This is a genomic window from Nocardiopsis potens DSM 45234, assembly GCF_000341105.1.
In the GTDB taxonomy this organism is placed as follows: Bacteria; Actinomycetota; Actinomycetes; order Streptosporangiales; family Streptosporangiaceae; genus Nocardiopsis_A; species Nocardiopsis_A potens.
Genome location: NZ_ANBB01000011.1, coordinates 1 through 14742 on the forward strand (window position 1 = coordinate 1; position 14742 = coordinate 14742).

Consider the following 14742-nt stretch of genomic DNA (forward strand, 5'->3'; position numbering starts at 1 on the left):
TGACCGTCGTCGGCGAGGAGGAGGGCCCCGCCTACAACCGGGTGCTGCTGCCCGGGGTCGTGGAGGGCGCCTACGCCCCCGGCGACATCGCGCTGCCCGAACCGCAGGCCCCCGGCATCACCCGCCGCACCGGCACCGCCGCCGTGCGCATCGACCCCGCCCGCCGCCGCGTCCACCTGGACGACGGCGACCACCTGGACTACGACGACCTGGTGCTGGCCACCGGCGCCCGGGCCGCCCTGCCGCCGCTGGAGGGGCTGCGCGCCCCCGACGGCGGCCCCGGGGACGGCGTCACCGCCCTGCGCGACCTGGCCGACTGCCGCCGGCTGCGGGCCCTGGTGCGCCCCGGCGCGCCCGTCGTCGTGCTCGGCGGGGGAGTGCTGGGGCTGGAGACCGCCCGCGCGCTGGCCGCCGCCGGCGCCCGGGTGTCGGTGGTGGAGTCCTCCCCCTGGATCATGCGCCGCCAGATCGACCGCGCCGCCGCCGAGGTCCTCGCCCGCGCCTACACCGCGCTGGGCGTGGCGGTGCACTCCTGGCGGGTGGCGGCCCGCTGGGCGCCCGGCACCGGCCTGGAGCTGGACGACGGCCGGGTGCTGCCCGGCGACGCCGTGGTGGTCACCGCCGGGGTGCGCCCGGCCACCGCGCTGGCCGAGGCCGCCGGGCTGGCGGTGGACGGCGGGGTCCTCGTCGACGACCGGCTGTCCACCAGCGACCCGCGCATCCACGCCATCGGCGACTGCGCCCGCCACCCCGCCGGCGGCGCCGGCCTGGTCCGGCCCGGCTACGAGCAGGCCGCCGCCCTGGCCGACCTGCTCACCGGCGCCGACCCGGCGGCCCGCTACACCGGTGCCCGCCCGCTCACCCGGCTCAAGGCCACCGGCATCGACCTGACCGCGATGGGCGAGGCCGACCCCGCGGAGCCCGGACCCGGCGGGAACCCCGGCGCCGAAGGGGAGGCGCAGACGGTCACCGTCAGCGACCCGGGCCGGGGCCGCTACGCCCGGCTCAACCTGCGCGGCGACCGGATCGCCGGCGCGGTGCTGCTCGGCTTCCCCGACGCCGCACCGGAGGTGTCCCGGCTGTTCGAGGCGGGCGCCCCGGTGCCCGAGGACCGGCTGGGCCTGCTGCAGGGCGCGCCGGCCGCCGCCCCGGAGGGCGCCGGGGCCGAGGAGGAGGCGCCGGTGTGCCGGTGCAACGCGGTCACCCGCACCGGCATCGAGCGGGCCTGGCTGGACGGGGCCCGCACCCGGACCGCCGTCGCCGAGGCCACCCGGGCCACCACCGGCTGCGGCGGGTGCGTCCGCGACGTCGACGCGATCCTCGCGGGCCTGGGCTCGGGCCGGGAGGACGACGCGCCCCGAGGGGAGAAGGAGGCGGCCGCGGCCCGCTGACCCCCGCCGCCGGCCCCGCGCCGGGGGCGACGGGACGGGCCGCGGGCCGAGCGCCGGTTCACCGTGCTCGGCGAGGACACGCCGCCGGGGTCGGCGCGGGCCCGGCGCACCGGTGCGGCGGTGCGCGGCCGCGCCGTCGTACCCGGGTGGCAGACTCGGCCCATGCTGGACCACCTCGGAATCCAAACCGCCGACCTGCGGGTGAGCGCGGAGTTCTACGACGCGGTGCTGGCCCCGCTGGGCGCGCGCCGCCTGCTCGACTACGACGTGGCCATCGGCTACGGCACCGACCACCCCGACTTCTGGATCTCGGCCGCCGAGAGCGGCGCCCCGGCCCGGGAGGCCCACATCGCGTTCGCCGCCGCCGACCGCGCCGCCGTCACCGCCTTCTTCGACACGGCCGTGGCCGCCGGCGCCGAGGTGCTGCACGAGCCGCGGGTGTGGCCGGAGTACCACGAGCACTACTTCGGCGCGTTCGTCCGCGACCCCGACGGCAACAACGTCGAGGCGGTCTGCCACCGCCCGGAGTAGCCGGCCCTCACCCTGTCCGCCCCGCTCAGTCCTGCCGGGGCTCCCCGCCGGGGCCGCCGATGTGCTTCTGCCAGTCGCCGTCCATGCCGATCAGCCAGTACGGGACGACCGACACGGAGAAGGGGGCCTCGGTGGTGAAGACGTCGGTGCCGTAGACCACGGCCGCTTCCTGGTAGACGCCGCCCTCCAGGCGGAGCTCGGTGATGCCCGGCTTCTCGCGGAAAGGACTGACGATCCAGTACGCCCCGATGCCGAACTCGGCGTATTCCCTGCGCTTGGTGTTGTGGTCGCGTAGGACGCTCTCGGGGGAAAGGACCTCCACCGCGAGCAGAGGAGGCCGGTCGAAGTACTCATCGTCGTCGTAGCAGTAGTCTTCCTCGCGGAAGACCGCAAGGTCGGGGATGCGGTACCGGGTACGGTCGGCATCGAGGTTGATGCCTACCTCGTGGACGGCCATGCAGCCCTCAGGCAAGTGGTTGTTCAGGTGCCACTCCAACCTGCCCGCAGCGATGTTGTGGCTCACCTTAGGCGCGGGGGACACGTCGAGCCTCCCGTCGGCCAGCTCGTAGCGCCTGCCGTCGTCGGGCATGCGCTCCAGATCCTCCACGGTCAGCGGCCGATCCGGCGGCTGCGTCTCCCCGATGCTCATGACAGACATGATGCCTCCAAGCGTTCACGGGAACCAGTATCCGAACCCGCGTTCGACCGCGCGGCGTTTTCCGCCGATCACCGCCGAATCGGCTCCCCGCCCCCGCGATCAGAGCCGCCCGATTCCCGACCCGCCCGCGCCCCGGCTCCGCTCACTCCGCGTTGACCAGCGCTGACAGCACAACGAAACACCCCGGTCATCTCCGGCTGACGAACCCGAAACCCGGTGCGGATTACGTGGGAACCGACCGCACCCGCACCCGGGCGGCACCGTGCGACGCCAGGAAGAGGACCCACCCGCATGGCACGACTCATCGTCATCGGCAACGGCATGGCCGCCCACCGCCTCATCGACGCCCTCACCCGCGCCGACACCGCCGGCGTCTGGCACGCCACCGCCATCGGCGAGGAGCCCCGCCCCGCCTACGACCGGGTCGCCCTCTCCACCTACTTCGACGGCGCCACCGAAACCGACCTGGCCCTGGCCGACCTGTCCGGCCGCGCCGAGATCCGCACCGGCGAACGCGCCACCGCCATCGACCGGGCCGCCAAGACCGTCACCACCTCCGCCGGCGCCGTCCTGGGCTACGACGCCCTGGTGCTGGCCACCGGCTCCGCCCCGTTCATCCCCCCGGTGCCCGGCGCCGACCTGCCCGGCTGCCACCCCTACCGCACCATCGACGACCTGGACGCCATCACCGCCTCCGCCCGCACCGCCGCCACCGGCGCCGTCATCGGCGGCGGCCTGCTCGGCCTGGAGGCCGCCAACGCCCTGCGCCTGCTCGGCCTGGACACCCACGTCGTCGAACTCGCCCCCCACCTGATGCCCGCCCAGATCGACCAGGGCGCCGCCGCGCTCCTCGCCCGCATGGTCGCCGACCTCGGCGTCACCGCCCACACCGGCACCGCCACCACCGCGATCCTGCCCGGCCCCGGCGGCCGCGCCGCCGCCCTCGACCTGGACGGCACCTCCCTGCCCGCCCAGGTCGTCGTCTTCTCCGCCGGCATCCGCCCCCGCGACGACCTGGCCCGCGCCGCCGGCCTGGACCTGGGCCCGCGCGGCGGCGCCGCCGTCGACGACGCCTGCCGCACCAGCGACCCCGCCGTCTACGCCATCGGCGAATGCGCCAGCCACAACGGCACCGTCCACGGCCTGCTCGCCCCCGCCAACGCCATGGCCGACACCGTCGCCGACCGGCTCCTCGGCGGCACCGCCGCCTTCACCGGCGCCGACTCCTCCACCAAACTCAAACTCCTCGGCGTCGACGTCGCCAGCTTCGGCGACGCCCACGGCCGCACCGAAGGCGCCCTGGACGTCGTCGTCAACGACGCCGCCTCCCGCCGCTACGCCAAACTCGTCGTCTCCGACGACGCCTCCACCCTGCTGGGCGGGGTGCTGGTCGGCGACGCCACCGCATACGCCGCACTGCGCCCCCTGGTCGGCCGGGCGCTGCCCGGCGACCCGCTGGCGCTGATCTCCCCGGCCGGCGCCGACACCGCCGGCCCCTCCGCGCTGCCCGACGACGCCCAGATCTGCTCCTGCAACGCCGTCACCAAGGGCGACCTGCGCGCCGCCATCGACGGCGGCGCCGCCGACGTGCCCGCCCTCAAGGCCGCCACCTGCGCCGGCACCAGCTGCGGCTCCTGCGTCCCGATGCTCAAGACCCTCCTGGCCGACGCCGGGGTGGAGCAGTCCACCGCGCTGTGCGAGCACTTCACCCGCTCCCGCGCCGAACTCATGGAGATCGCCCGCGCCACCGGCATCACCACCTTCTCCGAACTCATCGCCCGGCACGGCACCGGCCGCGGCTGCGACGTGTGCAAACCCGCCGTCGCCTCCATCCTCGCCTCACTGGGCAACGGCCACATCCTCGCCGGCGAGCAGGCCGCCCTGCAGGACACCAACGACCACTTCCTCGCCAACCTGCAGCGCAACGGCACCTACTCGGTGGTGCCGCGCATCCCCGGCGGGGAGATCACCCCCGACCGGCTCATCACCATCGGCGAGGTCGCCCGCGACTTCGGCCTCTACACCAAGATCACCGGCGGCCAGCGCATCGACCTGCTCGGCGCCCGCGTCGAGCAGCTGCCCGCCATCTGGGCCCGCCTGGTCGACGCCGGCTTCGAATCCGGCCACGCCTACGGCAAGGCGCTGCGCACCGTCAAATCCTGCGTGGGCACCACCTGGTGCCGCTACGGCGTGCAGGACTCCGTCACCATGGCCATCGACCTGGAACTGCGCTACCGCGGGCTGCGCGCCCCGCACAAGATCAAGGCCGCCGTCTCCGGCTGCGCCCGGGAATGCGCCGAAGCCCGCAGCAAGGACGTCGGCGTCATCGCCACCGACAAGGGCTGGAACCTCTACGTCGGCGGCAACGGCGGCTTCACCCCCCGCCACGCCCGCCTGCTCGCCTCCGACCTCGACGACACCGGCCTCGTCCGCTGCATCGACCGGTTCCTGATGTTCTACATCCGCACCGCCGACCGGCTGCAGCGCACCGCCGCCTGGCTGGAGACCCTGGACGGCGGCCTGGACCGCGTGCGCGCCGTCGTCGTCGACGACGCCCTGGGCATCGCCGCCGACCTGGAGGCCGACATGGCCGCCCACGTCGCCGGCTACCGCGACGAATGGCGCGGCGTCCTGGAGGACCCCGACAAACTCGCCCGGTTCGCCTCCTTCAGCAACGCCCCCCAGGCGCCCGACCCCACCATCTCCTTCACCACCGTGCGCGACCAGCCGGTCCCGGCCGCCCCGGTCCACCTGGGCATGCCCGCCGCCCCGGCCCGCACCTGACCCACCGCCCGGAGGAACCGCCATGACCGCACCGACCACCGCCCCGGCCCGCCCCGCCGCACCCGCCTGGGTGCCCGCCTGCGCCTCGCACCGGCTCCAGCCCGAACGCGGGGTGGCCGTGCTGCTGCCCGGCGGCGCCCAGGCCGCCCTGTTCCGCACCCACGACGGCGCACTGTACGCACTGGACAACACCGACCCCTTCACCGGCGCGGCGGTGCTGTCCCGCGGCATCGTCGGCGACCGCGCCGGCGAACCCACCGTCGCCTCGCCCATGCTCAAGCACCGCTTCGCGCTGCGCACCGGCGCCAGCCTGGACGACCCCGCCGTGCGGCTGGCCGCCTACCCCGTCCGCGAGGACGGCGGCCGCGTCTACGTCGGCGCCCGGCCGCTCTGAACGGCAGGGCCCCCGGCCCCGAGGCCCCGGGGGCCGGCCGGGACCGCACCCACCGCACCCCGCCGCGAGCAGCGCCGCTCCGGGCCGAGGACCCGCCCCGCACCCCGGGGCGGCCACCCGAGGAGAACCGATGACCGCCGCCACCCGACCGGCCGCACCCGACCACCGCACCGGCCCCGCCGACCCGGCGGGCCCCGCGCCCCTGGCCGGCTACACCGTCGGCGTCACCGCCGCCCGCCGCGCCGAGGAGCTGGCCGCCATGCTGCGCCGCAAGGGCGCCGAGGTGGTGTGCGCCCCGGCCCTGCGCATCGTCCCCCTCAGCGACGACCGGGCCCTGGCCGCCGCCTCCCGCGACCTCATCGGCCACCCCGCCGACATCGTCGTCGCCACCACCGGCATCGGCTTCCGCGGCTGGCTGGAGGCCTGCGAGACCTGGGGGCTGGCCGAACCCCTCACCCGCGCCATGCGCACCGCCCGGCTGCTGGCCCGCGGCCCCAAGGCCAAGGGCGCCATCCGCGCCGCCGGCCTCACCGAGGAGTGGTCCCCGCCCTCCGAATCCTCCGCCGAGGTCCTGGACCACCTGCTGCGCGACGGCGTCGAAGGGCTGCGCATCGCCGTCCAGCTGCACGGCGAACCCCTGCCCGACTTCTGCGCGGCGCTGCGGATGGCCGGCGCCGACGTCGTCGGCGTCCCCGTCTACCGGTGGACCGCCCCCGCCGACACCGCCCCCCTGGACCGCCTCATCGACGACGCCGCCGCCGGCGACATCGACGCCCTCGCCTTCACCAGCGCCCCCGCCGCCGCCGGGCTGCTGCAGCGCGCCCGCGCCACCGGTGCCCACCGCCCCCTGCTGCACGCCCTGCACCAGGCCCGCCCCCTGGCCGCCTGCGTCGGCCCGGTCACCGCCGCACCCCTGCTCGACCAGGACGTCCCCGCCCTGTGGCCCGCCCGCGGCCGGATCGGCGCCCTGGTCCGCCACCTCGCCGAGGAACTGCCCCGCCGCGCCCCCGCCCTGCCCGTCGCCGGGCACACCCTGCGGCTGCGCGGCCGCGCCGCCGAAGTCGACGGGGCGCTGCGCCCGCTCAGCCCCGCCCTGATGCGGCTGCTGCGCGAACTGGCCGCCCGCCCCGGCCGGGTGCGCCCCCGCGAAGAGCTCCTGGCCGCCCTGGGCCCCGACGCCGACGCCCACGCCGTGGAGACCGCCGTCGCCCGGCTGCGCACCGCCCTGGGCCGCCCGCAGATGATCCAGACCGTCGTCAAGCGCGGCTACCGCCTGGCCCTGGAGACGGCGCCCTGCCCGCCCCCGCAGACCTGACCGCCCGCGACCCCGCGCCCGCCCGCGACACCCGGAGGCAGCCATGACCCACCGCCCGCCCGCCGCAGCGCCCGTGCTGGTGCTGGCCGTGCACGGCTCCCGCGACCCCCGCGCCGCCGCCGCCACCGACGCCCTGGCCCGGGCCACCGCGCACGCCTCCGGCGCCCGGGTGCGGGTGGGCTACGCCGACATCGCCGCACCCGACGTCGGCTCCGCCGCCGCCGAGGCCGGGGGAGCGGCCGTGGTGGTGCCGGCGTTCCTGGCCTCCGGCTACCACGTGCGCACCGACATCCCCGCCCAGCTGGCGCGGGCCGGCTGCGCCGGGGTCCCGGTGGCCCCCGCCCTGGACGGCGAGCCCCGCACGGTGCGGGCCGCGGCCCGGCGGCTGCGCGAAGCCGGCCACCGCCCCGGCGAACCGGTGGTGCTGGCCGCCGCCGGGTCCTCCGACCCGCACGCCCTCGCCGAGGCCGCCACCGCCGCCCGGGTACTGTCCGCCCTGGTGGGCGCCCCCGTCGAACCGGGGTTCATCGCCACCGCGGCCCCCACCGCCGCCCAGACCGCGGCCCGGCTGCGCCGCCGCCACGGCGGCCGGGTGTGGGCGGCCTCCTGGCTGCTGGCGCCCGGCCTGTTCCACACCCGCCTGGCCGAATGCGGGGCCGACGCCGTCACCGCCCCGCTGTGCACCCCCGACCGCCCCGACGCCGGCATCGCCGAGGCCCTGGCCCTGCGCTACCACCGGGCCCGCTCCTCCCACCCGGCCCCCGCCGCCTGCTGAGACCGGCGCCCGGCCGGGCGGGGCCTCCGGCGGCGATCGGGCCCGGCACCGAAGGCGCGGGCTCCTCCCGCGCGCGGCCCACCCGGTCCTGCCGGTCCTGTTCCGAACCGCCCGCTCCCGGCCGGGCGGGACGGGGCGCGGTGGCCGGCGGACCGTCCGGGGTCCCGGGGCGGCCCGCCCCGCCCCGTCTGCCCGACGCCCCGGTCGGCGCCGTGCGCGGGGAGCAGGCCGAACGAGAACGGACACGCGCCGCCCGCCGGACCCCCGGCGCGCCGCCGCTCCGCCCCGGACCCGAAGGGCCCGGACGCCTCGCAGAGGAGCGCCCGCAAGGGCGCCGGGCGGCGCGCGCCCGGCCGCCGCCGCGACCGGGCCGGGGCCCCTCCCGCACGGGCCGCTCCGCGCCGGCCACCGCAGCCCCCTCCCGGAACCGCCCCCCCGGGGGCCGGTGGCCGGATGCGGCAAACCCGCGGTGACCGGATCTCTAGAGGGCATAAGAGAAGACGGCCGCGGCGCCCACCCCGTTGAGGAGCCCCCTGATGCCCGCCACGCCCGACCCCCGGCCGAGCCCCTCCGCCTCCCCCTGGCACCGCAACGACCCCCGCCACGACCGCGCGGCCGGCGCCTGGCTGGGCGCGGCCGCGGCCGCCTGCATCGTGGGGGCGCCCCCCGCGATGGCGAAGGAGGCCGCCCACCCCGACGGCGACGGCACCGGCCCCGCCCTGCTGGCCTGGCTGGTGGCCACCGCCCTGCACGGCCTCCGCGACCCCTCCGCGATCACCAAGGCCGTGGACACCGCCCCCGAGCTGTCCTGGGCCCGCGCCCTGCGCGCCACCGTCGCCCACGGCGAGATCCCCCCGCCCGACCCCGCCGCCTCCCCGAACACCCCGCTGGGCGCCGGCTGGGCCGCCGCCCGCACCGCCCCCGTCCCCGCCCTGGAGCCCGCCCGGGCCGTGTTCCCCTGCTCCCAGCTGGTCGAAGCGGTGTGGCGGGCCTACGCCGCCGGCGGGGACGAGGCCGCGATGTACGCCGGGGCGATGGCCGGCGCCCGGTGGGGCGCCTCCGGCGTCCCGCTCCAGGCCCAGCGGCGCCTGACCGACATCACCTCGCCGCGCACCCTGATCACCCGCGCCGTCGTGCTGGCCCGCGGCAGCGCCCCCGGGGCCTGGCCGGAGAGCGACGGCGCCCACACCGGCCTGCACCCCTCCATCGAGCAGCCCTTCCACACCCCCCACCCGCACGACCCCGGGGTGGTCCTGGGCAACCTCTCCTACCTGCGCTCGGCCCCCGAAGTGGACGCGGTCGTCTCCCTCAACCGGCTCGGCCCCGGCGAGACGGCGTCCTGGCTGCCGGCCCGCGACCGGGTCGAGGTGTGGCTGGCCGACGCCGAGGACGTCAACCTCAACCTGCACTTCGTGCTGGACGAGGCCGCCTCCGCCCTGGCCGGGCTGCGCGCGGAGGGCAAGCGGGTGCTGCTGCACTGCGCGGCGGGCCAGTCCCGCACCCCGGCGGTGGCCGCCCACTACGCCGCCCTGGCCTGCGGCGCCGACGTGGTGCAGGCACTGCGCTCGGCGATCCGCGCCACCGGCGGCCACCTGGACACCCCGGCCCTGTCCCGGGCGGCGGCCGCCCTCAACGGCGTCGACCTGCCCGACCCGGCCGCGGCGCTGTTCCCCGGCGGCCCGCCGCCCCGCCGCGGCCGGCCCCCGCACCCGCTGCCCGGCCCGCGCCCCGAGGCGCGGCCCGAGGCCCGGGGGGCCGACCGGACCACCGGGTAGGCGCCGGGCGCCGCCCGGAAGCGCTCCACCGCGCGGCACCGGGGTCCGCCGCCGGAGGGCGGTCCGGGCTGCGGCTCCGGGCCGGCGGCGCCTCCTGCCGCGCCCCCGGGGCCCGGCGGCGGGACGCCGCGCCGGGGGAGGAGGGGCCCCGCCGGCGCACCTCGGCGGCCGCGCACCGCCCCGGCCGCCCGCGGTGCGCCGGGCGGCCCTTCCGAAGGCCCCTCGGAGCGGGCGCCGGGAAGGGGCCGCCCCGGGACCGGTGCGCCGCTCCTTCCCCGGCCCGGCGCCCGGCCGCACCCCTCTTCCTTGCCGGTGTCTTTGCTCACACCCGCGCAACCCGCGACCCGCACCCGACCCTCCCCGGGGCCGCGGCCGCCCCCGCTTTCCGCGCCCGCCCCGCCCGGACGCCCCGCACATCCCCGCGAACCCCTGCGGTGCGGGCGATCCGGAACGCACCGGGCGGCTCCCACCCACCCCCGGCACCTGTGACAACCAGCACAAACCCCGGGTTTCGGTTTCCGTTACCTGCCCGTGATGATTTAGGGTCGCATCCGCTGGCCACCGCACCCCTGCGGCCCTGACCAGCCAATACCCGCCGCCCCTGGACCCGGGCGGCCCGCTGCGCCGCCGAGACGAGCGCCCGGCCCCGCCCCAGGCGGGCCGATCCCCGCGCAGCCGATCTCGTGACTCCCGTTCGAAGGAACAATCTCCAGTGGGTAACCACACGCCTTCCCGCAGCTCCGCCCTTCAGCGTGCGACCAAGCGCGCCCTGGCCGTCACCGCCCTCGCCGGCGCCACCCTCGGCGCCGCCGGCGCCGCCACCGCCGCCGCCGACGACACCGCCGGATCCTCCGGCGGCCAGGGCGGCACCTGCCAGGCCTCCATGTACGGCGAAGGCAGCCTCACCGCCAGCGGCGAAGCCTTCGACCCCGGCGCCATGACCGCCGCCCACAAGGAGCTGCCCTTCGGCACCCAGGTCGAGGTCACCAACACCGCCAACGGCAAGTCGGTCACCGTCACCATCAACGACCGCGGCCCCTTCGTCGAGGGCCGCTGCCTGGACCTGTCCACCGCCTCCTTCCAGAGCATCGCCAGCACCGCCCAGGGCGTCGCCGACGTCGAGTGGAAGGTCGTGGGCTGACCCGCCCCTTCCTCCTCTCCTCTCCACGCGGCCCCGGGGCACCCGCCCCGGGGCCGCACCCGTACGGACACACCCCCGCCGAGGCGGCCCCCGGTGACCCCCGGTGGTGGCACAATGCCCCACGAGCCGAAACGGCAGAGAGAACAGGGACCGGCGGGAAAGGGGCGGCTCACGTGTTCCGCAACGAGGCGGGCTGGGTCATCTCACCCACCGACCTGGTCGACGCCATGGAGTGCGACCACCGCAGCGCACTCAAGACCGCACTGGCCGCGAAACTCCCCGGCGCACCCGCCCCCGCCGACATCGACCCCCTCATCGCCCAGCACGGCCACGAGCACGAACGCGCCGAACTGGACCGGCTGCGCACCCTCTTCGGCGACGACGCCGTCATCGCCGTCGACGACCCCCACCCCGGCCACGACGACATGCTCCGCGCCGCCCGCGCCACCGCCCAGGCCATGGCCGACGGCGCCCCCGTCGTCTACCAGGGCGCCTTCTACCACCGCCTGGCCCCCGGCGTCGCCTTCCACGGCCGCGCCGACTTCCTCATCAGCACCGCGGTGGACCCCGCCACCGGCCGCACCGTCGACGGCGCCGACCCCCGCCGCTACGAACCCCACGACACCAAACTCGCCCGCCGCCCCGGCCCCTCCGCCGTCCTGCAGCTGGCCGCCTACGCCCAGGCCCTCACCGACACCGGCGCCCCCGCCCCCGAGCACATGCACCTCATCACCGGCGACGGCACCACCCACACCCACCGCGCCGCCGAGTTCACCCCCGTCCTGCGCACCATCACCCGCCGCCTCACCCACCGCCTCACCACCCCCGCAGGCCACCCCCTCGACCCCGCCGACCTGCACCTGCCGAACCCGCTGTGGGGCGAACCCCGCCCCGCCTGCGACGGCTGCGGCTACGCCGCCCTGTGCACCGAAGGCCGCACCGGCGCCCGCCACCTCTCCCTGGTCGCCGGAATCCGCACCGACCAGGCCCGCAAACTCACCGACGCCGGCCTGCCCACCATCGACGCACTGGCCGCCGCCACCGACACCGACCGCCCCGCCGCCCTGCCCCGCCACTCCTACGACCGGCTGCGCGCCCAGGCCGCCCTCCAGGTCCGCCAGGACGCCACCCGCACCGACACCGACCCCCAAGGGTCGGTCATCGCCGAAGTCCACTCGCCCGACGGCCTGGCCTCCCTGCCCGCCCCCAGCCCCGGCGACGTCTTCTTCGACATGGAGGGCTACCCCTACCACCACACCGGCGCCGGCGAACGCGGCCTGGAATACCTCTTCGGCGCCACCGCCGCCGACCACACCGGCACCGAGCGCTTCCACGCCTTCTGGGCCCACGACCGCACCCAGGAGAAGCAGGCCTTCGAAGCCTTCGTCGACTTCGCCGTCGAACGCATCGACCGCGACCCCGGCGCCCACATCTACCACTACGCCTCCTACGAGGCCGACCGGCTCAAACTCCTGGCCGCCGAATTCGGCACCCGCGAGACCGAGGTCGACGAACTCCTGCGCCACCGCCGCCTGGTCGACCTGTTCACCGTGGTCAAAAAGAGCCTGCGCGTCTCCCAGCGCTCCTACTCCATCAAATACCTCGAACCCCTCTACCTCGACACCGCCCGCAGCGGCGGCGTCACCACCGCCGCCTCCAGCATCGACGCCTACGCCGAACACCTCGCCGCCGCCGCCGAAGGCGACCACCTGCGCGCCGCCAAGATCCTCGACGAGATCGCCGACTACAACCGCGACGACTGCGACTCCACCGCCCGCCTGCGCGACTGGCTCGAAGAACTGCGCACCGACCACGGCATCACCGCCCGCCCCGCCCACCAGGGCGAGGCCGCCCCCGACGACGCCGACGAGCGCGCCGCCGAACGCCGCCGCGCCCGCGAAGACGCCGAAGCCCGCCTGCGCGCCCTCACCGCCCCCCTCCTCGACGGCGTCGCCCCCGACCCCGCCGACCGCACCCCCGCCCAGGCCTCCCGCGCCCTGCTGGCCGCCCTCGCCGGCTACTACCGCCGCGAAGAGAACCCCTCCTGGTGGGACTTCTTCCGCCGCCTCTCGGCGCCCCTGGAAGAACTCGAAACCGACAACGACTGCCTGGTGCCCGTCCGCGTCCGCACCGGCGAATGGCAGGAACCCACCGGCCGCCAGCGCAAATCCCGCCGCGAAGTGCAGCTGCGCGCCGACCCCGCCCGCCCCCACCCCTTCACCGCCGGCGACAAGATCCGCCTGCTCTACCCCGGCCCGCCCGGACAGCCCTCCGACGCCGTCGACGCCGAGGTCACCGCCGCCACCGCCGAGGCCCTCACCCTCACCGAGACCAGCGACCCCGCCGACACCTACGCCCGCGCCCCCGCCGCCGCCCTGCCCGGAGCCCCCGTCCGCTCCGCCCCCAAGGACGCCGCGCTGTGGACCCTGACCGAGACCGCCATCCCCGGCCTGCCCGACCTGCCGCCCGGCCCCGGCCTGGACCTGCTGCGCCGCGCCCGCCCCCGGCTCACCGGCAACGCCCCCCTGCCCGACCCCGCCGACCACCCCGCCCCCGACGGCACCCCCGACACCGTCGCCGCCGCCATCCGCGCCGTGCGGCTCCTGGACGGCTCCTACCTCGCCGTGCAGGGCCCGCCCGGCGCCGGCAAGACCTACCTCGCCGCCCGCCTCATCCGCGACCTGTCCGACCGCGGCCTCACCATCGGCGTCTGCTCCACCAGCCACAAGGCCGTGGAGAACGTGCTGCGCGCCGCCCTGGCCGCCGCCCGCCGCGACGGCGCCCCGCTGCCCTGCGCCAAACGCCCCTCCGGCCGCAAGGCCGACCCCGACGCCCCCTGGGAGCAGCCCTCCACCGTCAAGGCCCTGGCCGCCTGGCGCACCGCCGCCGGCCCCGGCCACCTCGTCGGCGGCACCGCCTGGAACTTCGCCAACGAGGCCCTGTCCGCCGACCCCTTCGACGTCCTCATCATCGACGAGGCCGGACAGTTCTCCCTGGCCGACACCCTCGCGGTGTCCACCGCCGCCCGCAACCTCGTCCTGCTCGGCGACCCCCAGCAGCTGCCCCAGGTCGTCCAGGGCTCCCACGGCGAGGGCGCCGCCGCCTCCGCCCTGGAGCACCTCGTCGGCGGCGCCGAGATCATCGGCCCCGACCTGGGCTACTTCCTGGACCGCACCCGCCGCATGCACCCCGCCGTGTGCGCCCCCGTCTCCGACCTGTCCTACCGCGGCATGCTGCACGCCCACCCCTCCGCCGCCCTGCGCCGCATCGACGGCGTCCCCGCCGGCCTGTACGCCGCCCCCGTCACCCACCAGGGCCGCACCACCCACAGCCCCGAAGAGGTCGACCAGGTCGTCGCGATCGCCGCCCACCTCGTCGGCCGCACCGTCACCGAACCCGGCGCCACCGCCCCCCGCGAACTCACCGCCGAGGACGTCCTGGTCGTCGCCCCCTACAACATGCAGGTGCGCGCCCTGCGCCGCGCCCTGTCCCAGGCCGGACTGGAGGACGTGCGGGTGGGCACCGTCGACCGGTTCCAGGGCCAGGAGGCGCCCGCCGTCATCTGCTCCATGACCGCCTCCTCGGCCGCCGACCTCACCCGCGGCCTGGACTTCGTGCTCTCCCGCAACCGGCTCAACGTCGCCCTGTCCCGCGCCCAGCTCGTCGCCGCCCTGGTCTACTCCCCGGACCTGCTCGCCGCCGCCCCCCGCAGCATCGGCGACCTGCGCGTCCTGGCCGGCTTCGCCGGCCTGTGCGACCGTGCCGAACCCTGGCCCCCGGCCACCTGACCCGCCCGTCGCCCACCACCGCCCTCAACGGAGCCCCTGCGGGGCGCGGATTCTTCTGCCCGTCGCCCACCACCGCCCTCAACGGAGGCCCTTCGGGCCGCCGGCCCGCCGACGCGGAACAGGGGAGGGGCCGCAACCCGCACCCCCGCCCCCTCCCGCCGGCCTCCAAGGCGCTGACCGGCGCCGACGC

At 77.3% G+C, this 14742-nt stretch carries 10 protein-coding genes; 9 read left to right on the forward strand and 1 reads right to left on the reverse strand.

The window, feature by feature from the left end; translation table 11 throughout:
* On the forward strand, nucleotides 1-1391 hold a 1391-nt coding region (locus tag D459_RS30700; RefSeq protein WP_017591747.1), incomplete at its 5' end, for an FAD-dependent oxidoreductase.
* Between the two features lie 162 nt (nucleotides 1392-1553).
* Nucleotides 1554-1922, forward strand: a complete 369-nt coding sequence (locus tag D459_RS0104205; RefSeq protein ID WP_017591748.1) for a VOC family protein — start codon at nucleotides 1554-1556, stop codon at nucleotides 1920-1922.
* A gap of 25 nt (nucleotides 1923-1947) precedes the next feature.
* On the opposite strand, the gene D459_RS0104210 is transcribed toward D459_RS0104205, so the two are convergent.
* A complete protein-coding gene (locus tag D459_RS0104210) occupies nucleotides 1948-2580 on the reverse strand; it encodes a Uma2 family endonuclease (RefSeq protein WP_017591749.1) in 633 nt (210 codons plus the stop codon).
* 291 nt (nucleotides 2581-2871) lie between these two features.
* Between D459_RS0104210 and nirB the strand changes: the two genes are divergently transcribed.
* From nirB to D459_RS0104245, 7 genes are all read left to right on the forward strand, one after another.
* On the forward strand, nucleotides 2872-5364 hold the full coding sequence (gene nirB, locus D459_RS0104215) for a nitrite reductase large subunit NirB (RefSeq protein ID WP_017591750.1): 2493 nt from the start codon (nucleotides 2872-2874) through the stop codon (nucleotides 5362-5364).
* 22 nt (nucleotides 5365-5386) lie between these two features.
* Nucleotides 5387-5758 (forward strand): nitrite reductase small subunit NirD, encoded by a 372-nt coding sequence (gene nirD / locus D459_RS0104220; RefSeq protein WP_017591751.1) that lies wholly within the window; start codon nucleotides 5387-5389, stop codon nucleotides 5756-5758.
* Nucleotides 5759-5888: 130 nt separating this feature from the next.
* Complete coding sequence (locus D459_RS0104225) at nucleotides 5889-7073, forward strand: uroporphyrinogen-III synthase (protein ID WP_017591752.1); 1185 nt, start codon at nucleotides 5889-5891, stop codon at nucleotides 7071-7073.
* Nucleotides 7074-7116: 43 nt separating this feature from the next.
* Entirely contained in the window at nucleotides 7117-7848 is a 732-nt protein-coding gene (locus tag D459_RS0104230; RefSeq protein ID WP_017591753.1) for a sirohydrochlorin chelatase, read from the forward strand.
* Nucleotides 7849-8384: 536 nt separating this feature from the next.
* Nucleotides 8385-9623, forward strand: a complete 1239-nt coding sequence (locus tag D459_RS0104235) for a protein-tyrosine phosphatase family protein (RefSeq protein WP_017591754.1) — start codon at nucleotides 8385-8387, stop codon at nucleotides 9621-9623.
* Nucleotides 9624-10335: 712 nt separating this feature from the next.
* On the forward strand, nucleotides 10336-10764 hold the full coding sequence (locus D459_RS36695; RefSeq protein ID WP_051065309.1) for a septal ring lytic transglycosylase RlpA family protein: 429 nt from the start codon (nucleotides 10336-10338) through the stop codon (nucleotides 10762-10764).
* A gap of 173 nt (nucleotides 10765-10937) precedes the next feature.
* On the forward strand, nucleotides 10938-14552 hold the full coding sequence (locus tag D459_RS0104245) for a TM0106 family RecB-like putative nuclease (protein ID WP_017591755.1): 3615 nt from the start codon (nucleotides 10938-10940) through the stop codon (nucleotides 14550-14552).
* The last annotated feature ends 190 nt before the right edge of the window (nucleotides 14553-14742 follow it).

Bases quoted from the DNA above. Each gene is read 5' to 3' on its own strand.
- nirB (WP_017591750.1), top strand. From the start codon at position 2,872: ATGGCACGACTCATCGTCATCGGCAACGGCATGGCCGCCCACCGCCTC.
- D459_RS0104235 (WP_017591754.1), top strand. From the start codon at position 8,385: ATGCCCGCCACGCCCGACCCCCGGCCGAGCCCCTCCGCCTCCCCCTGG.
- nirD (WP_017591751.1), top strand. From the start codon at position 5,387: ATGACCGCACCGACCACCGCCCCGGCCCGCCCCGCCGCACCCGCCTGG.
- D459_RS0104210 (WP_017591749.1), bottom strand. From the start codon at position 2,580: ATGTCTGTCATGAGCATCGGGGAGACGCAGCCGCCGGATCGGCCGCTG.
- D459_RS0104230 (WP_017591753.1), top strand. From the start codon at position 7,117: ATGACCCACCGCCCGCCCGCCGCAGCGCCCGTGCTGGTGCTGGCCGTG.
- D459_RS0104225 (WP_017591752.1), top strand. From the start codon at position 5,889: ATGACCGCCGCCACCCGACCGGCCGCACCCGACCACCGCACCGGCCCC.
- D459_RS0104205 (WP_017591748.1), top strand. From the start codon at position 1,554: ATGCTGGACCACCTCGGAATCCAAACCGCCGACCTGCGGGTGAGCGCG.